This window comes from Pseudomonas sp. TREG-RG-20F-10-E-6-01 (assembly GCF_022662455.1).
GTDB lineage: Bacteria > Pseudomonadota > Gammaproteobacteria > Pseudomonadales > Pseudomonadaceae > Aquipseudomonas.
The window spans coordinates 525042-547707 of record NZ_JAKNQP010000001.1; the positions used below are offsets into that span (position 1 = coordinate 525042).

Here is a 22666-nt window from a genome sequence, read left to right on the forward strand (position 1 = left end):
GACAGCCGTGGGAGAAATCCAACCGTCAGTTGGCAAGCAGCGTTCGTGGATTGCGAACGGCTACGCCCTGTCGGCGCCCATCAGATCGCTCTCGCGGGCAAGCCCGGCTCCCACAGATGAGCGGGTTTCCCTGTGGGAGCCGGGCTTGCTCGCGGTGAGGCCGTGCGTGTCTGAATTACGCTTGCGTCCCGCGCAGGTATTCAAACAACAGGCGACTCACTGGCGACAGCTGCGCCTGGTCACGTATCACCACAATCAAACTGCGATCCGACCAGGCATCCGTGAGCGGCACCGCGTGCAACCCCAACGCGCGGCCGAACAGCTCGTAAGCTTTTTGCGGCAGGATGCCGATGCCCATGTTCGCCTGAACCATCCGGCACATCGCATCAAACCCTGGCACGTGGATGCGCAGGCGCAGCATCTTGCCGGCCTCGCGCGCGGCCGCGTGGGTGCGCATATTGATCGAGCTGGCGGCATGCAGGCCAACATAATCACTGTCGAGTGTTTCGGCGAACGCCAGGGTTTCGCGTGCGGCCAACGGATGCGCCGCAGGCATCAGCACCACCAGTTTGTCGTGGCGATAGGTCACGCTGGGCAGGCCTTTGGTGTCAGCGTCACTGGAACAGATCCCAAGGTCGGCCACGCCGTCCAGCACGCCCTGTACCACGCCATTGCTGGGGCGTTCTTCCAGGTCGGTTTTCACCTCGGGGTGCAGCGCGCAAAAGTCCCGCAAGTCTTCCGGCAGAAACTGAATGATCGCCGACAGATTGGCCAGCATGCGCACATATCCGCGCACGCCATGGCTGTGCTCGCCCAGTTCCAGGCCCATTTTTTCGACGTTGAACAGCATCTGCCGCGCATGGTGCAGCAGGGTTTCGCCCGCCGCCGTCAGGTCCATGCCCTTGGCCCGGCGCACAAACAGGCTGACGCCCAGCACCTGTTCCAGCTCCATCAGCCGCTTGCTCGCGGCCGACACCGCGATGGCTTCACGGGCTGCCGCGCGAGTCAACGTGCCCTCTTCAAACACCGCAACGAACAGCTGCAAGGTGATCAGATCCAGGCGACGCACCAGGCTCTTGTGCAACATCAGCTGCGCTCGGCGGCCAGGCGATTGATCTCGGCCTGCTCCACCACCGCGTTTGGCGCGCCATGGCGCACGGCCGCCAACATGGCCTGGCCGACGGTCTCGGTGCTCACTACCCAGGCGGGTTTGAGCCGACGCACAAACGTGAGCAGCGGCCCGAGCACGGAATAAAAGGATTGGTACAACGGCGTTTTCGAGCGCACGCCATGCAGCGGCTGGATCACCCCCGGCCGAAACAGGTACACCGCCTTGAACGGCAAGCGCAGCAAGGCGTTTTCGGTTTTGCCCTTGACCCGCGCCCACATCGACTTGCCCGCTTCGGAGCTGTCGGTGCCGGCGCCGGACACGTAGATAAAGGTCATCTGCGGATTGAGCCGCGCCAGGGTACTGGCCGCGACCAGGGTCAGGTCATAGGTGAGGTGGGTGTACCTGGTTTCATTCATGCCCGCCGACGAAACGCCGAGGCAGAAGAAGCACGCATCAAACCCCTGCAGCAAGTTTTCCAGTGGCTGGAAATCCAGCATGTCGCCGTGCAGCACCTGATGCAGCTTGCCGTGTTCCTGGGTCAAGGGGGTGCGGCCAACGGCGACGACTTCCTGCACATCTGCGGCCAGCAGGCACTCGCGCAGCACGCCTTGGCCGACCATGCCGGTGGCGCCGAATAACAGAACTCTCATGGGGGGACCTCAGCGGCAAGCCGCAAGCTTCGTGCTCAAGTTGAATGCAGTTGAGCCTGTAGCTTATCGCTTGCCGCGTGCGACCGCCCTCTTTAGAACGCGCTGCGGAAAATCTCCTCGATCTGGCGCTGATCGGCGCGCCGCGGGTTGGTCAGCCCACAGGCGTCCTTCAACGCATTGGTGGCCAGCAGCGGAATGTCTTGCAGCTTGGCCCCCAGCTCGCGCAAGCCGGCCGGGATTTCAACCTCCTGGGCCAACGCACGGATGGCGGCGATGGCGGCCTGGGCGCCCTCTTCCGGCGTGATGCCCTTGATGTCGGCGCCCAAGGCGCGCGCCACGTCGCTCAAGCGCTTGGCGCAGACGCTGGCGTTGAAGCTTTGTACGTGGGGCAGCAACACCGCGTTGCACACGCCATGGGGCAGGTCGTAAAGGCCGCCAAGCTGGTGGGCCATGGCGTGCACAAACCCCAGGGACGCATTGTTGAACGCCATCCCGGCGAGGAATTGCGCGTAGGCCATGTTTTCCCGCGCGACCTTGTCGCTGCCGTCGCGTACCGCCAGGCGCAGGTTGGCGCTGATCAGTTCGATTGCCTTGATCGCACAGGCGTCGGTGATCGGTGTGGCGGCGGTCGACACGTAGGCCTCGATGGCGTGGGTCAACGCGTCCATGCCGGTGGCGGCGGTCAGGCCCTTGGGCATGCCGACCATCAGCGTCGGGTCGTTGACCGACAGCAGCGGCGTGACGTTGCGGTCGACGATGGCCATTTTCACGTGGCGGGTTTCGTCGGTGATGATGCAAAAGCGCGTCATCTCACTGGCAGTACCGGCGGTGGTGTTGATGGCCACCAGCGGCAGTTGCGGCTTGCTGGATTGATCAACGCCTTCGTAGTCGCCGATATGCCCGCCATTGGTGGCGCACAAGGCGATGCCCTTGGCGCAGTCATGGGGCGAACCGCCGCCCAGCGACACCACGAAATCGCAGTGGCCGTGCTGCAACAGCGCCAGGCCTTTCTCGACGTTTTCCACATTGGGGTTGGGCTTGGCGCCGTCGTAGATCACCGAGTCGATGTCCTGCATCGCCAGCTTCTCGGCGATCATGCTGGCCACGCCCGCTTTGGCCAGGCCCGTGTCGGTGACGATCAGCGCTTTGCGAAAGCCGTAATTGCGGATGGCAACCATGGCTTCATCGAGACAGTCGGTGCCCATGATGTTGACGGCGGGAATGAAGAAGGTGCTGCTCATGGCAAATCCTCAGAGGCGTTATGCCTACAGGATCCACCTGAGTTGGCCGCGGCATCTTGATCAGGATCAACGCCAGCTCGTGATAAAGTCACCACCCAGCCGATTTCGAGTAGACCCGCCGCAATGAAGGATTTCCAGGATATTGACGCCCACCTTGAAGACTGGAGCGCGCTGCGCAGCGCTGTCGACTTCAGTGGGATTCTGATCGGCAACGGCGCGAGCCGGGTGATTTGGGAAGACTTTGCCTACGACTCGCTGTTTGAAAACGCCCGCACCGTCGAAGAAAAACCCCTCAGCCAATCCGAGCTGAGTGTGTTTGACGCCCTGCAAACCCGCAGCTTCGAGCAAGCGCTGGGCGCACTGAAAACCACCAGCCGGGTCAACAAGGCGCTGGCGGTCAGCTCGGCGGCGCCGCGTAATCGCTACTACGCGATCAAGGAAGCGCTGATCAATACCATCCACGCCGTGCATATTCCGTGGCGCCTGGTGCAGCCATCCACACTGGCGACGATCAACGCGGAACTGGCCAACTACGCCACCGTCTTCACCACCAACTACGACCTGCTCAACTACTGGGCCATCCTGCACACGCCGGGCATCGATGACCTGTTTCGCAGCGCCGACTCAAGCTTCGACCTGCGCAACACGCGCACCGACGCCACGCGCATTCTGTACCTGCACGGCGGCCTTCACTTGGTGCGTAACCTCGACGGCACCGCGCGTAAATTGCCGTCCACCGACAGCACGTTGCTGAGCAGTTTTGCGATCAACAACACGATCAAGACCCTGGACGACGTGCCGCTGTTTGTCAGCGAAGGCAAGGTGGAAGAGAAGCTCAAGACCATCCGCAGTTCGGACTACTTGTCGTTCTGTTATGAGCAGTTGCTGACCCATACGGGCGCGCTGTGCATTTTCGGCCACGACCTGGGGCCGCAGGATAAGCACTTGGTGGATGCGCTTTGCCAGGCCAGGATCACGACCCTGGCGATTTCGGTGTCGGGGCGCAGCGACGGGTTTATCCGCCAGCAGAAGCGCCGGTATTCGGAGCTGTTTGAGGGCAGCGGTGTGGAATTGAAGTTTTTTGCGGCGCGCACCCATCCGTTGGGTAATTCGGCGCTCTCGGTGCCGGTCGAGCGCTGATCCCCCGAACAAAGAAGATCAAAATGTGGGAGCGGGCTTGCTCGCGAATGCGGTGTGTCAGTCAACTTATGTGGAGCTGACACACCGCATTCGCGAGCAAGCCCGCTCCCACACTGACTGTATTCCAACCTGGAAACACGGTCATTCTTCTGAGCTGTGCACCACCACCAACAACTGCGCCTGCACCTCGCCCACCGAGCGAATCCGGTGGGGCTTTTGCGCATTGAAATGCAGCGCATCGCCGCGCGCCAGAATCACCCGTTCGCTCATGAAATCCACTTCGACCTGGCCTTCATGCACGAACAAAAACTCCTCCCCAACATGCTCCTTGAAGGTCTTGTCAGTGAATTGCGCCGGCGGGTAGATGATGAACGGCAGCAAGCTGCGCTCACTCACCTGATGGGCCAGCACCGCATAACCTGGCGCGGTGTCGGGCCGCTCGTGGCTGCGCACCAGGCTGTAGCTGTCGAGGCTGACGCTGTCTTCGCTGAACAGCTCTTCGACCTTCACGTTCAGCGCCTTGGCCAGCTTCAACGCGGCGGCGATCGACGGCGTGTTGAGCCCGCGCTCAACCTTGGACAGGTAACTCTTGGTCATCCCGGATTTTTCGGCCAGGGCTTCAAGGGTCACGCCAAGTTTTTTTCTCAATAATTTCAAACGGATAGACATGTGCTGCGTTTAATCCATGCAGAAAAGCCAAGGCTGCGCTTGCCAATGACACAAAGTGTCATATAGCATCTTTAGTGTCATTTGCGTTCACCCAACGACCTTGCGAGCAGCGGGAGAGCAGCAAACCCGACGTCCATTGAACCACCCAAGGGACACCGATATGGCCAAGACATTAGCACTCCCCAAAGACCAACTGGTCAAGCAAGCACTGATGCAGATGCAAAACACCCTGGCGGATAATACGTGGACCGACCGGCAAAAGCTGGCGCTCACGTGCCGCATCCTGTTCGAGCACGGCCACGACTCTGGTCTGGCTGGGCAGATCACCGCCCGCGGGCCAACGCCTGGCACCTATTACACGCAGCAATTGGGCCTGGGTTTTGATGAGATAACCGCCAGCAATTTGCTGCTGGTCAATGAGGACCTGGAGGTTTTGGAAGGCCACGGCATTCCCAACCCGGCCAACCGTTTTCACACCTGGGTGTACCGTGGGCGGCCGGATGTGAACTGCATCATCCATACGCACCCTACGCATATCGCCGCGCTGTCGATGCTCGAAGTGCCCCTGCAGGTGTCGCACATGGACCTCTGCCCGCTGTACGAAGACTGCGCACTTTTGGAGGCCTGGCCGGGTGTGCCGGTGGGCAATGAGGAAGGCGAGATCATCACTGCTGCGTTGGGCGACAAGCGTGCGATTTTGCTCTCGCACCACGGCCAGCTGTCCACCGGGGCGAGTATCGAGGAAGCCTGCGTGATCGCGCAGTTGATCGAACGTGCGGCCAAGTTGCAGCTGCTGGCGATGGCGGCAGGCACGATCAAGCCGATCCTGCCGGAACTTGGCCGCGAAGCGCATGACTGGATCTCCAAACCCAAGCGCCACGGCGCCGCGTTCAACTACTACGCCCGGCAGAACCTGCGACAACACGCCGATTGCCTGAACTGATTGCCCTTTTTCAAGCGGAGACTCTTTATGTCCAACCCCACTCTTCACGGCATCATCGGTTACACCATCACCCCGTTCAGCGCCGACGGCCAGCGCATTGACCTCGACGCCCTCGGCCGCTCCATCGACCGGTTGATCGACAGCGGCGTGCACGCCATCGCGCCGTTGGGCAGCACCGGCGAAGGCGCGTATTTGAGCGATGCGGAGTGGGATGAGGTCAGTGCCTACAGCCTGGCAAAAATCGCCAGACGCGTACCGACGGTCGTCAGCGTGTCCGACCTGACCACCCCCAAAGCCGTGCGTCGCGCGCGTTACGCCGAAGCCAATGGCGCCGATGTGGTGATGGTGCTGCCGGCCTCGTACTGGAAGCTCAGCGAAGCGGAAATCCTTGCCCACTACGCCGCGATTGGCGAGAGCATCGGCGTGCCGATCATGCTCTACAACAACCCGGCCACCAGCGGCACGGACATGTCGGTGGACTTGATCCTGCGCATCGTCAAGCAGGTGGCGAATGTGACCATGGTCAAGGAAAGCACCGGGGATATTCAGCGCATGCACCAGTTGCGTCGTCACAGTGACGTGCCGTTTTACAACGGCTGCAACCCGCTGGCCCTGGAAGCGTTTGCGGCAGGCGCCAAGGGTTGGTGCACGGCGGCGCCGAACCTGATCCCGAAGCTCAACCTGGATTTGTATAACGCGGTGCTGGCCAATGACCTGACACTGGCGCGGGAATTGTTCTATCGCCAGTTGCCGCTGCTGGAATTCATCCTCAAAGGCGGTTTGCCGGCGACGATCAAGGCCGGGTTGCGGTTGACCGGTCTGGAGGCGGGTGATCCACGCTTGCCGGTGTTCCCCCTGAATGAAGCCGGGATCGAGCAGTTGAAGACACTGTTGCGCTAGAGCAGTGGTCCCCGTGGGAGCTGGCTTGCCAGCGCCCACATTTTGACTGAGTGCATCGGTTATCTAGAGACAAATGACAATAGTTCTCGATATCATTCGCGGCTTTTCTACGTCGTGCTTCGTCAAGAAGGATATCCATGTCTCGTCCCAAGCCCGACCCGTTGTCGGCCGATGCCTTTCGCGGGTTTTATGCAGACATTCTGTATTTCCTGCGCAAACGCACGGACAACGCCAGCGACGCGGCGGACATGACCCAGGATGTCTTCACCCAATGGCTGGACTACCGCGACCGCGCCAAGGTCGAGCAGCCACGGGCGTTTCTGTTCCAGATGGCGCGCAATTTGCTGCGCGATCACTGGCGTAAACAGAAGGTACGGCAGAGCGTCCACTCAGACCCGGCCGCAAGGGACGCCGAGCCGGTCACCGACGAGCAAAACGACCCCATGGCCGCCGCGCAACGCTTGCAACGCCTGGAACAGTTGAAAGAAGTCCTCGCCGAGCTCTCGCCCCGCAGGCGAGAAGCCCTTATGCTGCACCGCTTCGAAGGCCTGAGCCAGGCGCAGATCGCCGAGCGCATGGGCATTTCGACCAGCATGGTGGAAAAGCACATCGCCTTGGCCCTGCTGCATTGCAAGCGACGCCTTCAACACGAACCCGGCACGGAGCAGCCAGAATGAACCGCCTGAGCGACCTTGACGCGCTGGACATCGAAGCGAGCGACTCCATCGATGCCCAAGCCGCCAGCTGGTTTGCCCGCAACCGCAGTCACATCGGGCGCGCCGACCGCAGGGCCTTTGCTGCCTGGCAGGCCGAACCCGCCCATGCGCGCGCCTATGCCGAGTTCGAGCAACTGTGGGCCGACCTCGCCCAGTTGCAGCAATTGAACAAACCGGTGCCGTTGCCCAAACGCAAGCCGTCGCTCTGGCGCCCTGCCCTGGCAGTGGCGGCCGCGCTGGTGTGCGCCGTGCTGGCCACACCTATCGGCGCACCGCGCGAGCTTTATCACAGCCAGGTTGCCGCGCATGCCAAAGGCATGCGCACCCTGAACCTGCCCGATGGCAGCACCCTCTACGTGAATGCCAACACACGCCTGCGCGTGGATTTCAGCGCCCACCAACGCATCCTTCACCTGGACAAGGGCCAACTCTACATCGACGTCGCCGCCGACAAGGAACGGCCGCTGTACGTGCAAGCCGGCGAGGCGAATGTGCGGGTGGTCGGCACCGGTTTCGATGTGCGGCGCAGCCAGCAGCAGCTGGTGGTCAGCGTCGCCCATGGCCAGGTGGCGTTCGAGCCCGACAGCAAAAGCCCGGTGAGCGTGCTCGGCGCTCAACAACGCGCTATCTACAGCTACGCCAAGGGCACAGTGCAACAACAAACCCTGAGTGCTGAAGAAGTGGCGGACTGGCGCAGCGGGCACCTGTCGTTTCGCAACCGCGACCTCGCCAGCCTGATCGACGAGCTGAGCCTTTATCGGCCGCAGGCACCGCTGCAGGTCAGCAAATCAGTGGCACACCTGAAGGTCTCGGGCAATCTGGATGTGAATGACCCGGACGCCCTGCTCAACGCACTGCCTGCCCTGCTGCCGGTGAAAACCGTGGCCTCGGCCGATGGCGTGGTGAGAATCGAACCCATCAAGTAAGACTGGCACAGCCACACTTGAGAATATTTTGCATTCGCATGTGTGGTTTTTTTGGCCTGCCCCGTCTTCCTCCCGACTGTGTTTGATACGCACACCTTTTTGGCTATTTAGCCACCCCGGGGGATTTCATGTTTCGCGCGCCTTGCCACGCTTCGCACCTGTTTGTTCGACCGACGCTGATTGCCACCTGCCTGGCGTTCAGCCTCAATGCCCAGGCCGAATCCTTCAAGCTGCAACTGCCCGCCCAGTCGCTGGCCACGTCCCTGAGCCAAGTGGCGCAGCAGGCGAAAATCCAGCTGCTGTTCGATGAAACACTGCTCAAGAACGTGCAAGCGCCGGCGCTCAATGGCGACTTCACCCCTGAAGTGGCGATTCGCAGCCTGCTCAAAAACGGCGAGTTCACCCTGATCAAGGTCGGCACCACCTACGTGGTCCGCCCCGACGAGGGCAAGACCACCCAGAGCAGCGCGATTCAGCTGGACGCACTCAGCGTGATCGGCACCGGTAACGAAGTCGACTCAAGCACCGTCAACCGCTCCACCCTCAGCCAGGCCGACATCGACCGCTACCAGTCCAATAACATCCCCAGCCTGTTGCAGACCTTGCCCGGCGTGAGCCAGGGCGGTTCGCTCAAACCCGGTGGCCAGACCATCAACATCCGTGGTTTTGGCGATGCCGAAGATGTGCCCATGACCGTCGACGGCGCCACCAAAAGCGGCTTTGAGCGCTACCAGCAAGGCACGGTGTTTATCGAGCCCGAGCTGATCAAGAGCATTGAGGTGGAGAAAGGCCCCAACTCACCGTTCACCGGCAACGGCGGCTTTGGTGGCACGGTCAACATGACCACCAAAGATGCCCCGGACCTGCTCCAGGACGGTCGCAACAGCGGCGCGATGCTCAAGTACGGCTACTCCAGCAACGACCACGAACAGGTTTACAGCGGTGCCGTGTATGGCCGCACCGACGACGGCCGTTTCGACGCGCTGGCCTACCTGACCCAGCGCGACGGCGGCGACATGAAAGTCGCCGCCAAACTGCCCAACGACAACAACGAATACCCGGTCAACCCGCAGCGCCTGCCCAACAGCGCCCAGGATGTGGACGGCAAGTTGTTCAAGGTCAACGCCCACTTGACCGAAGAGCACAGCGTCGGGCTTTCCTACTCGCGTTCCCACAGCAATCGCTGGACACCGTTTTCTGCTGCCAGCTACCCGACGCCGCCGACCCAGGCCAACATCGATCGCTACGGCTACGAAGGGGCGTTGAAGCGTTTTTTAGCCCAACGTGACACCGTCGACACCACCTGGTCGGGCAAGTACGAATACCAGCCGGTGGACAACCCGCTGGTGGACCTGACCGTCAAATATTCCCAGTCCAACACCGACCAGACCGACGAGCGCGACGCCACGGCGTTTTTCCAGCTGGCCACCGGCGGGCGCAAGATGGACACGTCCTACACCGACAAAAACCTCGACATCCGCAACGTCAGCCTGTTTGGCACCGGGCCCTTGCAGCATGCCGTCACCGTGGGTGGGCAGATCCGCAAGCACATCCGCGAAACCGAGATGTGGATGCCGGGCACCACCTACAACACGGCGCGCTACAACTACGGGCATTTCCAGCCGGGTTTCATGCCCCACGGCAAGGTCGATACGCAGAGCTTGTTTGTCCAGGATGCGGTGACCGTGGGCGATGTAACCATCACCCCGTCCCTGCGCTACGACCACGTGCGCAACCGCGGCGAAGGCAACGATGCGCCGTACTACAACAACCCGGACCCGTCGTTCGGCCACGATTACAGCGACCGCACCTACACCGGCTGGTCGCCACGCCTGGCGTTGTTCTGGAACGTCACACCGAACCTGGGGTTGTTCGCCAACTGGAGCAAAACCTGGCGCGCGCCGGTCATCGACGAGCAGTATGAAGTGCAAGGCCTGGGCAGCCGCACTGCCACCAGCGTCGACCTCGACCCGGAGCGCATCACGTCGATCACCGTGGGCAGCGTCGTCAGCTTCGATAACCTGATCGCCCACGACGACAACCTGCAAGTGCGCACCACGCTGTTCCACAACAAAGTCGAAGACGAAATCTTCAAGGCCACCGGCGTCGGCTGCCAGAACCAGGCCGTCAACGGCGGCACGATTTCCAGCGCCTGCCCGGCCGGGGCGATGCCCAATTACCGCAACATCGGCGGCCTGACCATCAAGGGCTTTGAACTCGAATCGTTCTATAACTCCACCTACTTGTTCGGCTCGGTGTCGTTCGCCTACGCCAAAGGTGATCACCGAGGCGCCTACACCAACCCATGGGGGCCGGATGTGGCGGCACGTGACATTCCACCGACCAAATGGGTGCTGGTGCTGGGCACCAATATTCCCGCCTGGGATGCCCAGGTGGGCTGGATAGGCCAGTTCGTCGGCGCCACCGACCGCTTGCCCAGCGACACATATTCCGGCGGGCCGGGCAGCAGCGTGGGCGACTTGTTCTACGACCAGTACGGTAACAAGGCCTACAACACCCAGGGACTGTTCGCCAAATGGAAACCGCAACAGGCTTACCTGAAAGGCACCGAGGTGAATGTCACCGTGGACAACCTGCTCAACAACGACTTCCGCCCGGCCCTGAGTGGCGACCGTGCCTACACCAAAGGGCGCGATGCGAAGATCAGCATTACGCGGTTCTTCTAAGGTTAGGCGCTGCGGGTGTCTGGGTTAGTCTGCACGACCGAGGCGAGCCCTTCGCAGCCTCGCTAAAGCTCGACAGCTCCCACATGGATCTCCATTCGCTCGCGATCTTCGGTGGGCGCTGTCGAGGCGGCGAAGGCGGCGGCACTGCCAACCCGAGCGTTTGCAACTGTACGGATAAATCCGCACCCAGCTGTAGGCCAGCAATCGGCGAGGGTTGTGGCTAGATGGGCTTCCCTTGAAGCCCTCTCGATTCGGGTCCCCATCATGAGCTCGCGCGAAAACACCGGCATGGCCCTTGGCCTGCTGGGCGTCATCATCTTCAGCCTCACCTTGCCGTTCACCCGCATCGTCGTGCAGGAAGTCCATCCGTTGCTCAACGGCCTGGGCCGCGCCTTGTTCGCGGCGATTCCGGCGGCGGCGCTGTTGCTGTGGCGCCGCGAGCGCTGGCCCACCTGGCGCCAGGTGCGCGGGCTGTGCCTGGTGATAGCCGGCGTGATCCTTGGCTTCCCGGTGCTGTCGGCCTGGGCCATGCAAACCTTGCCAGCCTCCCATGGCGCGCTGGTCAACGGCCTGCAGCCGCTGTGCGTGGCGCTGTATGCGGCGTGGCTGTCCCATGAGCGGCCGTCAAAAGCCTTCTGGGCCTGTGCGGCGCTGGGCAGTGCATTGGTGTTGAGTTACGCGTTGATCACCGGTGCCGGCAGTGTCCAGGCCGGTGATTTGCTGATGCTCGGCGCGATTGCCGTGGGCGGCCTGGGGTATGCCGAAGGTGGCCGCCTGGCCAAGGAAATGGGCGGCTGGCAGGTGATCTGCTGGGCGCTGGTGCTGTCGACGCCGGTGTTGATCGGCCCGGTGTGGTACCTGGCGGCGCAGCATCAAGGGGCGATTTCCACGCGTGCCTGGTGGGCGTTTGGTTACGTGTCGCTGTTCTCGCAGTTCCTGGGGTTCTTCGCCTGGTACGCCGGGTTGGCGATGGGCGGCATTGCGCGGGTCAGCCAGATCCAGTTGCTGCAGATCTTCTTCACCATCGCGTTTTCGGCGTTGTTCTTTGGTGAGCATATCGAGCCGATCACCTGGCTGTTTGCCTGCGGGGTGATCGTGACGGTGATGCTGGGGCGCAAGACGGCGGTGCAGCCAGCGCCTGCCGCCAAGGTGAACGCAATCTAATCTGAAGGCACGCATCTGTGGGAGCTGGCTTGTGTAGGAGCTGGCCTGCCTGCGATGCAGACAACTCGGTCTATCAGAAAACCGAGGTGACGCCATCGCGGGCAAGCCCGGCTCCCACACAAGCCCACTCCCACACGGGCTCTGTGTTCAGTTCAAGAACCCATCCGCGCGCAGCAGGGTTTCCAGGCAGTGTTCGCTGATCTGGTAGAACGCCTTCAGCGCCTGGATTTTCTCCAGCAACTGCGCGTTGTCCACCGGCTCGCTGCGCTTGATCGCCAGGATCATCTTGTTCTTGTTGGTGTGTTCCAACGAGATGAACTCGAACACCTTGGTCTCATAACCGCAGGCCTCAAGGTACAGCGCACGCAGGCTGTCGGTGACCATTTCCGCCTGTTGGCCCAGGTGCAGGCCGTATTGCAGCATCGGCTTGAGCAGCACCGGGCTCTGGATCTGCAGGCGAATCTGTTTGTGGCAGCACGGCGAGCACATGATGATCGACGCGCCCGAACGGATACCGGTGTGGATCGCGTAATCGGTGGCAATGTCACAGGCATGCAGCGCAATCATCACGTCCAGGTCGCTCGGCGCCACGCTGCGCACGTCACCGCACTTAAACACCAGCCCCGGGTGTTCCAGGCGTGCGGCCGCGCTGTTGCACAATGTCACCATGTCTTCGCGCAGTTCCACGCCAGTCACTTCGCCCTCGGCCTTGAGGGTGTTGCGCAGGTAATCGTGGATGGCGAAGGTCAGGTAACCCTTGCCCGAACCGAAATCGGCGACGCGCACCGGCTGGTCCAGTTTCAGCGGCGACGAGGTCAGCGCATGGCTGAACACTTCGATGAACTTGTTGATCTGTTTCCACTTGCGCGACATCGACGGGATCAGCGCCTGCTTGGCGTCGGTCACGCCCAGGTCGGCGAGGAATGGCCGGCTCAGGTCAAGAAAGCGATTTTTCTCGCGGTTGTGCTCGGCGGACGGCGCCTCACGCAGTTGCTGGGGCTTGCTTTTGAACAGCGAGCTTTTGTTCTTCTTGCTGTATTCCAGCTGGGCTTCGTCGGTCAGCGCCAGCAAATGCGCATTCTTGAACGAGGTAGGGAGCAGCGCGGCAATCGCTGCCACGCCCTCGGCCAGCGGCAAGTTCTTGGTGATATCGCGGGTCTTGTAGCGGTAGACGAAGGACAGGCAGGCCTGCTCCTTGACCTCGACCGGCTTGATGATCAGCCGTTGCAACTCGGCTTCTTCACCCACGTATTTGGCCAGCACCAGCTTGATAAACGCATTCTGCGCCAGGCTTGCGCTCAGCAGTTCGATGAACTGGGCGTGATGATCCGGCGCAGGGCGGGCAGGTTGAGCGGTGACGGACATGAACAAAAACGCCTCGGGCTGGGAATGCCGGGCATTTTAGGGGGGATGAAGGTTTAGGGCACGGGGTTATTTGATCAACGGTCGACTCGTCCAGCCTGCACAGCTGCAAATGTGGGAGGGGGCTTGCCCCCGATCGCGGTGTATCAGCTCCACATCAGTTGATTGACACACTGCCATCGGGGGCAAGCCCCCCTCCCACATTTTTGCTCCCGTGGTGTTTGGGTTATTCGAGTACGACCAGGCGGTTGGGCAGTTCATTACGGGTTTGCGTCACCGGCACATGCACCTTGAGCAACTCGCCGCAGGCCTCGATGCACGCAATAAACCCGGTCAACGTCTGCCCCTGTTTCACTTGCTGGGTGAACGCCTTGACGATGGTGTCCCAACTGCTGTCATCCATCCGCTTGGAAATGCCCTCGTCCACCAGGATTTCCACATAGCGCTCCGCCTCGCTGACAAAAATCAGCACCCCAGTGCCGCCCAGCGTGTGGTGCAGGTTCTGCTCCAGGAACTGGCGGCGCGCCAGGTTCGACGCGCGCCAATGCCGCACTGAACGCGGGATCAGACGCGTGGTGACTTTCGGCAGGCGAAACACCAGGCACAACACGATAAACGTCGCCCACTGTGCCAGCAGCAAGGTGTACATGGTCAGGTAGCCCGATAGGTAGTGCACGATGCCAGGCACCACCAGGGCGATCAGGCTGGCCCAGAGCAGCGGGATGTAGGCGTAATCATCGGCACGCGCCGCCAGCACGGTAACCAGTTCGGCATCGGTGGTTTTTTCGACCCGAGCGATCGCCTCAGCGACCTGGCGTTGCTCGTGTTCACTCAGTAGTGCCATGGTTGTAGATGCCCCTTTCTAGTTATTGTCATTACCAGCCACCCGAGGCCCCGCCACCGCCAAAACCACCGCCGCCGCCTCTGAAGCCACCACCGCCGCCGCCCCCGCCACCGCCGCCACGCCCACTGCTGCTGAGAATCGCCAGCAGGATAGCGCCAACGGGCAGGCCCAGCCGATTACACAGCCACAACACACCGATCAACAGGATGAACAAGCCGATGGAAAACCCCGGATTATCCTTGGCGAAATTTGCATCCGCCACATGCGCCGGCACGGCCAGCGGCTCGCCGCCCACCACCTGCACCATCGCCGCAACACCGTCGCTGATGCCCTGGCTGTAATTGCCGGCCTTGAACTTGGGCGCGATCACCTGGTTGATGATCACCCACGACTGCGCATCGGTCAGCACACCTTCGAGGCCATAGCCGACTTCGATGCGCAACTTGTGCTCATCACGGGCGACGATCAACAGCGCGCCATTGTCCTTGCCCTTCTGCCCGATGCCCCACTGGCGACCCAATTGGTAGCCGTAGTCTTCAATGGGCACGCCTTGCAGGTCGGGCACGGTGACCACCACGATCTGGTCGCCCGAGGTTTGCTCCAGCGTCTGCAACTGCTGGGTGATCTGCTCGCGGGTTGCCGGGTCGATCATCTGGGCGCTGTCCACCACCCGTCCGGTCAAGGCAGGGAACGTCAATGCCGCCTGGGCGGCACCCACGCAGGCCAGCAACCACAGCGCCAAGCCTATCCGTAATAAACGCATCGACACCTCAGAGAAGCCTTATTTGAACTTCACTTGCGGCGCTTTATCGGCATCGGCGCTGGTGGCTTCAAACGTGGCGCGGATCGGCAAGTCGCTGTACATCACGCTGTGCCACAGGCGGCCAGGGAAGGTACGGATTTCGGTGTTGTAAGCCTGCACGGCCTGGATAAAGTCACGGCGAGCCACGGCAATGCGGTTTTCTGTGCCTTCAAGTTGCGATTGCAGGGCCAGGAAGTTCTGGTTGGCTTTCAGGTCCGGGTAGCGCTCGGACACCACCATCAAACGGCTGAGGGCGCCGCTCAAACCATCCTGGGCTTGCTGGAACTGCTTGAGTTTTTCCGGATTGTCGAGGGTGCTGGCATCCACCTGAATCGAGGTGGCCTTGGCCCGCGCTTCGATCACGGCGGTGAGGGTATCTTGCTCATGGGCTGCGTAGCCCTTGACCACTTCCACCAGGTTGGGGATCAGGTCGGCGCGGCGCTGGTACTGGTTCTGCACCTGGCCCCAGGCCGCCTTGGCCTGTTCATCCAGAGTCGGAATGGTGTTGATGCCGCAACCGCTCAGCACTGTGCTGATCAATAGCAAAGCGGCGGCTTTCAAGCCCCAGCGGTAACCTTGTGCTGCTTGCATGGTGTTTCTCCTGCCCAAACTTGATGGAAGATGACGACTAACCCTTTAAACCACGCGCTTGGGGCATAATCCGCCGCCACCACTGGATTGCATTGAGCCAATCAGCTAAAAAGATGCCCAGCGCGAATAAGAGTTCATAAGTGTCGTGCATTTAGTGCAATAACACTCGAACAACAACATATGTTCCCCACATTTTGGCAGAGCGGCGCATTTTCGCTGTGCAGTAGCCGAAAAAGGATATTCATGAAGAAGCTGTGTTTGCTCGGCCTTGTTGCCACTCTGGCCACTCACCCCGTCTGGGCAGAAACAAAGCCTGCTGCGCTTAAAGACAAGGACGCCTTTGTCAGCGACCTGCTCAAGCAGATGACCCTGGATGAAAAGATCGGCCAATTGCGCCTGATCAGCATCGGCCCCGAAATGCCCCGCGAGCTGATCCGCAAGGAAATCGCCGCCGGCCGCATCGGCGGCACCTTCAACTCGATCACCCGCCCGGAAAACCGTCCGATGCAGGACGCGGCCATGCGCAGCCGGTTGAAGATCCCGATGTTCTTCGCCTATGACGTGATCCACGGCCACCGCACGATCTTCCCGATCAGCCTGGCCCTGGCCTCCAGCTGGGACATGGACGCCATCGGCCGCTCCGGGCGCATCGCCGCCCAGGAAGCCGCCGCCGACAGCCTCGACATCACCTTTGCGCCGATGGTCGACATCTCCCGCGACCCACGCTGGGGCCGTACGTCCGAAGGCTTTGGCGAAGACACCTACCTGGTCTCGCGCATTGCCGAGGTCATGGTCAAGGCCTTCCAGGGCGCCAGCCCCGCCAATGCCGACAGCATCATGGCCAGCGTCAAGCACTTCGCCCTGTACGGCGCGGTGGAAGGCGGTCGCGACTACAACGTGGTCGACATGAGCCCGGTCAAGATGTACCAGGACTACCTGCCGCCGTACCACGCGGCAATCAAGGCCGGCTCCGGCAGCGTGATGGTGGCGTTGAACTCGATCAACGGCGTGCCCGCCACCGCCAACACCTGGCTGATGAACGACTTGCTGCGCAAAGACTGGGGCTTCAAAGGCCTGGCCGTCAGTGACCACGGCGCGATCTTCGAGCTGATCAAGCACGGCGTGGCCAAGGACGGGCGTGAAGCCGCCAAGCTGGCGATCAAGGCCGGCATCGACATGAGCATGAACGACTCGCTGTATGGCAAGGAATTGCCCGGGCTGCTCAAGTCCGGCGAAATCGAACAGAGCGACATCGACAACGCCGTGCGCGAAGTGCTCGGTGCCAAGTACGACATGGGCCTGTTCAAAGACCCTTACCTGCGCATCGGCAAGGCCGAAGACGACCCGGCCGACACCTATGCCGAGAGCCGCCTGCACCGCGCCGACGCCCGTGATATCGCACGGCGCAGCCTGGTGCTGCTGAAAAACCAGAACGACACCCTGCCGCTGAAAAAATCCGCGACCATCGCGCTGGTCGGCCCGCTGGCCAAGGCTCCTATCGACATGATGGGCAGTTGGGCTGCCGCCGGTAAGCCTGAACAATCGGTAACCCTGCTCGACGGCATCAATGCCGTGATCGGCGAAAAAGGCAAAGTGATCTACGCGCGCGGCGCCAACATCACCAACGACAAGGCCGTGGTCGACTACCTCAACTTCCTCAACTTCGATGCGCCGGAAGTGGTGGATGACACCCGCCCAGCCCAAGTGCTGATCGACGAAGCGGTGAAAGCGGCGAAGGACGCTGACGTGGTGGTGGCGGCCGTAGGTGAGTCGCGTGGCATGTCCCACGAATCCTCGAGCCGCACCGATTTGAACATCCCGCAAAGCCAGCGCGACCTGATCAAGGCCCTCAAAGCCACCGGCAAACCGTTGGTGCTGGTGCTGTTGAACGGCCGCCCACTGTCTATTCTCGACGAGAACCAACAAGCCGACGCGATCCTCGAAACCTGGTTCGCCGGCACCGAAGGCGGCAACGCGATTGCCGACGTGCTGTTCGGTGACTACAACCCGTCGGGCAAGCTGCCGATCACCTTCCCACGTTCGGTGGGGCAGATTCCGACCTACTACAACCACCTGAGCATTGGCCGGCCCTTCACGCCGGGCAAGCCGGGCAACTACACCTCGCAATACTTCGATGACGTCACCGGGCCGCTGTTCCCGTTTGGTTATGGCCTGAGCTACACCACGTTCAGCCTGTCGGACATGGCGCTGTCGTCCACGACCCTGAACAAGACCGGCAAGCTCGACGCCAGCGTCACGCTGAAAAACACCGGCAAGGTCGACGGCGAAACCGTGGTGCAGCTGTATATCCAGGACGTGGCAGGCTCGATGATCCGCCCGGTGAAGGAGCTGAAGAACTTCCAGAAGGTCATGCTCAAGGCCGGTGAAGAGCGCACGCTGCACTTCACCATCACCGAAGAGGACCTGAAGTTCTACAACACCCAGCTCAAATTCGCCGCGGAACCGGGCCAGTTCAATGTGCAGATCGGGCTGGACTCCCAGGATGTGCAGCAGCAGACGTTCGAGTTGCTGTAATACGTGCAGCCCCCTCTTCGTGGGAGAGGGGGCTTGCGCCCGTCCCCGCCTCAGTCAGTAAAAAGTCAGCGTTCCCTCCCCGCTTCAAGCCAAGTCCTACATCACGCTCCCGGCCTACTCACGCACGCTATTGACCCGAAATAACTGTGCAGGTGTGTGGACCATGTCGCCCCCGAAAATCGCTCGTGCGCCCGCAACACAGGCGCCCGCTCAATCACCATTCAAGCCAACGGCTGTGGCCCTCTGTGTGCTCGGATGCCTGTCGAGCCTGTCGGTTCAAGCAACCAGCTACGTCGAACAAGGCCGCTTGCACGATGCAGCCAGCTGGCACAGTCCAGAGTTCAACAAAGACTGGGGGCTGGGTGCAATCGGTGCCGACCACGCCTACGCCAGGGGGTTGAGCGGCACAGGGGTGCGGGTGGGGGTTTACGATTCTGGAACCGATGTGCGCCACCCTGAATTTGCCGGCAAGCCCCATTCCGGCGTGCGCCTGGCCGACCCTGGCTGCATGAGTGAGACGGTGCTGGCCGATGGCTGTTTTTTCAGCGAGGGTGACCGTTCCGCGGTGAACGTCATCGACTCACTGCCTCCCGAAGCCTTGCTTGGCCTGGAGGAGGCCATTGCCAATGGCGACATCACCCGCGAAGAGCTTGATAACTATCTGAAAAATGTGAGCACTCAGTACAACGCTCACGGCACTCACGTTGCCGGCAGGATAGTCGCCAACCGTGATGGCTCTGGCATCCAGGGCGTGGCCTACGGCGCCCAGATGAGTGCCGTGCGCAAATTCAGTAACAGTTACCTTGGCGGGCCGGGTTTAAGCCCTTTCAGCGTCACCAACGTGACGCCTGCGGCCGTGAGCATGGCCTATGCGCAACTGCACGAACAGCAGGTACGCGTGGTCAATCACAGTTGGGGCACACCTATGCCCCTGGCGGGTGAGGCAGAACTCGACGCCTTCCTGGCCGAGATAAATCAATATCAAGAGCTCAAGGCCACAGCCGAGGGTGCAATCAAATACGGCATGTTGCAGGTATGGGCAGCGGGCAATACCGACACGGCCAACGCCTCGCCCCAAACAGCACCGTTTACCGGCGTCCATTCGAGCCTGCCCCGCGCAATCAAGGCGCTGGAGCCCTATTGGCTGACCGTGGTCAACCTCGATCAAAGCCTGACATTGAGCGATCGCTCCTACCGTTGCGGCTTCAGCAAAGACTGGTGCCTGGCCGCACCCGGAACGAATATCACCTCAGCCTGGGTGGCGGGTTCGATCACCACCGAAAACCACCATGACGCCGACGGCGAAGTCGATGGTTTCAAGGTGACCGGCGACAATCCCGCGTTCAACTACCTCACCGCCTCCGGCACCTCCATCGCCGCACCGCACGTGACCGGCGGGCTGGCTCTGCTGATGGAACGCTTCCCCTACCTCGACAACCCGCAAATCCGCGACGTGTTGCTGACCACCGCCACCGACCTGGGCGAGCCTGGCGTAGACGACGTCTATGGCTGGGGCCTGATGAACCTGAAAAAAGCCATCGATGGCCCCGGCCAACTGCGGGTCGACACCGTGGTCAATATGGACCGCCCCGCCGGCGGCGCCAGGGTCTGGCAAGGCGGCGCCTGGGACGACTGGCGTAACGACATCAGCGGCCCGGGGCACCTGGAAAAAACCGGCATCGGCTGGCTGCGCCTGAGCGGCAACAACAGCTTTGCCGGCGTCACGCTCAAAGCGGGTGTTCTGGAGCTGGACGCCACCAATAACCTCAAGGGTGACGTTAACCTCGAAGGCGGTCTGCTGCGCCTGAATGGTTTGCTGGCCGTCGAGGGCAACTACCAACAGGCCGCCGGTTCAACCCTGATGACCGGGCTGACCAGCCAGACAGCCCCGGCCAGATTGCAGGTCCAAAATCAGGCGTCCATCAACGGCGGCTCGTTGTACCTGAGTGCGCAACCCAACCACTATTACCTGGGCCAGCGTTACAGCATCCTTCAAGCCCAAGGTGAGTTGAATGGCGAATTTACCTCGGTAGACCGCCGCGAGTTCTCGCCTTTCCTCAGCGTTTCCCAGGTCAAGCAAGGCAATCACTTGCTGGTGGAGTTTGGCCGCGGTCAGTCACTGGCATCAGCGGCGCAGACTGCCAACCAACGCGCCGTCGCCAATGCTGCGGATGCTGAAACCCAACCCTCGCCGCTGCTGCAACGCCTGACCGCGCTGTTTCCCGAGCAGGCACCTGCAGCCCTGGACTCGTTGAGCGGCGAACTGCATGCCAGCACCCAAGCGGTGCTGATTGAAAACAGCCGTGTCGTGCGCCAGGCCGCACTCGACCGTCAGCGCCTGGCGCAAGACAGCCGCGACGCCGCACTCCACGCCAAGAACCAAGGCATCTGGGTGCAACTGCCGCGTCAATCCGGCCAACTCGCAGGCAACAGCAACACCACGCGCACTCACCACAACGGCACGGGCCTGCTGTTGGGGTTCGATCACACGCTGGAGCAAGGCACTCGCGTGGGCGTGGTAGCCGGCAGCGGCCGCACGGAGGTGAGGGCCGGTTCGCGTGGCAAAGCCAGCGTCGACACCTACCAATTGGCCCTGCATGCCGGCCACACGTGGGACGCGTTCGGCGTGTATGGCGGCATCGCCTATGCGCAACATGAGATCGAGACAAAACGCCGCGTCAGCTTCCCCGGCGTCGAGAACCGCCTGACCGCCACATACGCCAGCCGCACCGTGCAGGCGTTTGCCGAGGCCAACTATAGGTTCAGCCATGCCTTCTGGGACTGGCAGCCGTACCTGCAACTGGCCAATGTGCAACAGCGCAGTGAAGGCTTCAAAGAGCGCGGCGGCATGGCTGCACTGAAGGGCAAACGCTCGAAGGAAAACGTCAACCTGACCACCGGCGGTGTGCGGGTCAACCTCGACCTGGGCAAGGCGCAGATCGGCCCGTCATGGTTGAGCCTGCGTGGCGGCCTGGCTTATACCCATGCAAGCGGCGACCTGCAACCGACCACTCAGGCCGCCTGGGACGGCGGCCGCATGATGAGCGTCAGCGGCGCGCCGTTGGATCGCCTCAGCACCCGCCTGGAACTGGGCGCCACCGCGCGCCTGAGCCGCGACAGCACGTTGGACTTGGGCTTCAGCCAACAGCGCGGTGAGCGCACGCGCGACCAAAGCCTTACGGCGCAGTACAGGTTGCAGTTTTAGTCAGCAAAGGGCGGGGGCGCCCTACCCCCGCCGATCCAACAGATTCACCACCAACCGATCAATCCAGCCCCACACCCGCTGCTTGACCCGCCGCCACAACGGCCGCGACTTCCACGCCTCCAGGCTCACGGCCTGGCTCTTGGCAAAATCGCGTTCGAAACTGCCGGCCACGGCCAGCGTCAATTGCGGGTCCAGCGCTTCCAGGTTGGCTTCCAGGTTGAAGCGCAAATTCCAGTGGTCGAAATTGCACGAGCCAATGCTCACCCAATCGTCCACCAGCACCATTTTCAGGTGCAGAAAGCACGGCTGGTATTCGAAAATCTGCACACCGGCGCGCAACAACCGCGGGTAATAACGGTGCCCGGCGTAGCGCACGGACGGGTGATCGGTGCGCGGGCCGGTGAGCAGCAAACGCACATCCACCCCACGCCCCGCCGCGCGGCGCAAGGCACGGCGCACGCTCCAGGTCGGCAGAAAATACGGCGTGGCCAGCCAGATTCTTTGCTGGCCGCTGTTCAAGGCGCGGATCAGCGACTGCAGGATATCGCGGTGCTGACGCGCGTCGGCATAGGCAACGCGCCCCAGGCCTGGCCCGGTGGCCGGCACCTTGGGCAGGCGCGGCAAACCAAAATGGGTAGCGGGCTTCCATTCACGGCGAGCGGCATTGGCATGCCATTGCCGCTCGAACAGCGCTTGCCAGTCCAGCACCAGCGGGCCGCTGATTTGCACCATCACTTCATGCCATTCGGCCGTGTCTTGCCCTGGCGTCCAGAATTCATCGGTCACGCCGGTGCCGCCGATCACGGCGATGCTCTGGTCAATCAGCAACAACTTGCGGTGGTCGCGGTACAGATTGCGCATCCAGCGCCGCCAGCTCAGGCGATTGTAGAACCGCAGCTCCACGCCCGCGTCGGTCAGGCGCTTACGCAAACCCAGGGTAAACGCCAGGCTGCCGTAATCATCAAACAGGCAGCGCACCCGCACGCCGCGCTCGGCGGCGAGTACCAGCGCCTGCACCAAAGCGTCGGCGCAGGCGCCGGCTTCCACCAGGTACAACTCCAACTCGACTTGCCGCTCAGCGCGGGCAATGCCCGCCAGCATCTGCGGGAAGAAACGCGGGCCGTCGATCAGCAACTCGAAACGGTTGGCGCTGCGCCACGGGAAGACTGCGCCGCTCACG

The 22666-nt window shown here is 61.8% G+C and carries 18 protein-coding genes; 9 read left to right on the forward strand and 9 right to left on the reverse strand.

What is annotated here, in order from left to right:
- Positions 1-175: 175 nt before the first annotated feature.
- From L8K08_RS02585 to yiaY, 3 genes are all read right to left on the reverse strand, one after another.
- Positions 176-1087 (reverse strand): LysR family transcriptional regulator, encoded by a 912-nt coding sequence (locus L8K08_RS02585; protein ID WP_145162833.1) that lies wholly within the window; start codon positions 1085-1087, stop codon positions 176-178.
- Complete coding sequence (locus L8K08_RS02590) at positions 1087-1761, reverse strand: NAD(P)H-binding protein (RefSeq protein WP_242194135.1); 675 nt, start codon at positions 1759-1761, stop codon at positions 1087-1089. The genes L8K08_RS02585 and L8K08_RS02590 overlap by 1 nt, the downstream gene beginning before the upstream one ends.
- Positions 1762-1853: 92 nt before the next feature.
- A complete protein-coding gene (gene yiaY, locus L8K08_RS02595; protein WP_145162829.1) occupies positions 1854-3002 on the reverse strand; it encodes an L-threonine dehydrogenase in 1149 nt (382 codons plus the stop codon).
- A gap of 123 nt (positions 3003-3125) precedes the next feature.
- On the opposite strand from yiaY, the gene L8K08_RS02600 reads away from it, so the two are divergent.
- Entirely contained in the window at positions 3126-4142 is a 1017-nt protein-coding gene (locus L8K08_RS02600; protein WP_106577052.1) for a DUF4917 family protein, read from the forward strand.
- 141 nt (positions 4143-4283) lie between these two features.
- Here L8K08_RS02600 and L8K08_RS02605 read toward each other — a convergent pair whose 3' ends face one another.
- Positions 4284-4811: an XRE family transcriptional regulator gene (locus tag L8K08_RS02605; RefSeq protein ID WP_242194137.1), complete on the reverse strand. Its 528-nt coding sequence runs from the start codon at positions 4809-4811 to the stop codon at positions 4284-4286.
- Positions 4812-4971: 160 nt separating this feature from the next.
- Here L8K08_RS02605 and L8K08_RS02610 point away from each other — a divergent pair, with 160 nt between their 5' ends.
- The 6 genes from L8K08_RS02610 (at position 4972) to L8K08_RS02635 (ending at position 12147) form a co-directional block, all read left to right on the forward strand.
- The gene (locus tag L8K08_RS02610) at positions 4972-5754 is read left to right on the forward strand and encodes an aldolase (RefSeq protein WP_242194139.1); all 783 of its coding nucleotides are present in this window, start codon (positions 4972-4974) and stop codon (positions 5752-5754) included.
- A gap of 27 nt (positions 5755-5781) precedes the next feature.
- Positions 5782-6654: a dihydrodipicolinate synthase family protein gene (locus L8K08_RS02615; RefSeq protein WP_242194142.1), complete on the forward strand. Its 873-nt coding sequence runs from the start codon at positions 5782-5784 to the stop codon at positions 6652-6654.
- Between the two features lie 137 nt (positions 6655-6791).
- Positions 6792-7331: a sigma-70 family RNA polymerase sigma factor gene (locus L8K08_RS02620; RefSeq protein ID WP_242194145.1), complete on the forward strand. Its 540-nt coding sequence runs from the start codon at positions 6792-6794 to the stop codon at positions 7329-7331.
- Positions 7328-8296, forward strand: coding sequence for a FecR domain-containing protein (locus L8K08_RS02625; protein ID WP_242194147.1), 969 nt, complete (start codon positions 7328-7330; stop codon positions 8294-8296). Before L8K08_RS02620 ends, L8K08_RS02625 begins: the two co-directional genes overlap by 4 nt.
- Before the next feature lie 128 nt (positions 8297-8424).
- Entirely contained in the window at positions 8425-10983 is a 2559-nt protein-coding gene (locus tag L8K08_RS02630; protein WP_242194149.1) for a TonB-dependent receptor, read from the forward strand.
- A 264-nt stretch (positions 10984-11247) separates the two neighbouring features.
- Positions 11248-12147, forward strand: coding sequence for a DMT family transporter (locus tag L8K08_RS02635; RefSeq protein ID WP_145162815.1), 900 nt, complete (start codon positions 11248-11250; stop codon positions 12145-12147).
- A 147-nt stretch (positions 12148-12294) separates the two neighbouring features.
- Here L8K08_RS02635 and L8K08_RS02640 read toward each other — a convergent pair whose 3' ends face one another.
- The 4 genes from L8K08_RS02640 to L8K08_RS02655 all read right to left on the reverse strand — a co-directional run bounded on the left by L8K08_RS02640 (position 12295) and on the right by L8K08_RS02655 (position 15746).
- The gene (locus L8K08_RS02640; protein ID WP_145162813.1) at positions 12295-13512 is read right to left on the reverse strand and encodes an SAM-dependent methyltransferase; all 1218 of its coding nucleotides are present in this window, start codon (positions 13510-13512) and stop codon (positions 12295-12297) included.
- A gap of 223 nt (positions 13513-13735) precedes the next feature.
- The gene (locus L8K08_RS02645; protein ID WP_242194151.1) at positions 13736-14353 is read right to left on the reverse strand and encodes a TPM domain-containing protein; all 618 of its coding nucleotides are present in this window, start codon (positions 14351-14353) and stop codon (positions 13736-13738) included.
- 31 nt (positions 14354-14384) lie between these two features.
- On the reverse strand, positions 14385-15116 hold the full coding sequence (locus L8K08_RS02650; RefSeq protein WP_242194153.1) for a YgcG family protein: 732 nt from the start codon (positions 15114-15116) through the stop codon (positions 14385-14387).
- Positions 15117-15134: 18 nt separating this feature from the next.
- Positions 15135-15746, reverse strand: coding sequence for a LemA family protein (locus tag L8K08_RS02655; RefSeq protein WP_106577060.1), 612 nt, complete (start codon positions 15744-15746; stop codon positions 15135-15137).
- A gap of 243 nt (positions 15747-15989) precedes the next feature.
- Between L8K08_RS02655 and bglX the strand changes: the two genes are divergently transcribed.
- Together bglX and L8K08_RS02665 are read left to right on the forward strand one after the other, a co-directional pair.
- On the forward strand, positions 15990-18281 hold the full coding sequence (gene bglX / locus L8K08_RS02660; protein ID WP_242194155.1) for a beta-glucosidase BglX: 2292 nt from the start codon (positions 15990-15992) through the stop codon (positions 18279-18281).
- Between the two features lie 247 nt (positions 18282-18528).
- Positions 18529-21486 (forward strand): autotransporter serine protease, encoded by a 2958-nt coding sequence (locus tag L8K08_RS02665; protein WP_242194157.1) that lies wholly within the window; start codon positions 18529-18531, stop codon positions 21484-21486.
- A gap of 21 nt (positions 21487-21507) precedes the next feature.
- On the opposite strand, the gene L8K08_RS02670 is transcribed toward L8K08_RS02665, so the two are convergent.
- Complete coding sequence (locus tag L8K08_RS02670; protein ID WP_242194159.1) at positions 21508-22665, reverse strand: phosphatidylserine/phosphatidylglycerophosphate/cardiolipin synthase family protein; 1158 nt, start codon at positions 22663-22665, stop codon at positions 21508-21510.
- Position 22666: the final 1 nt, after the last annotated feature.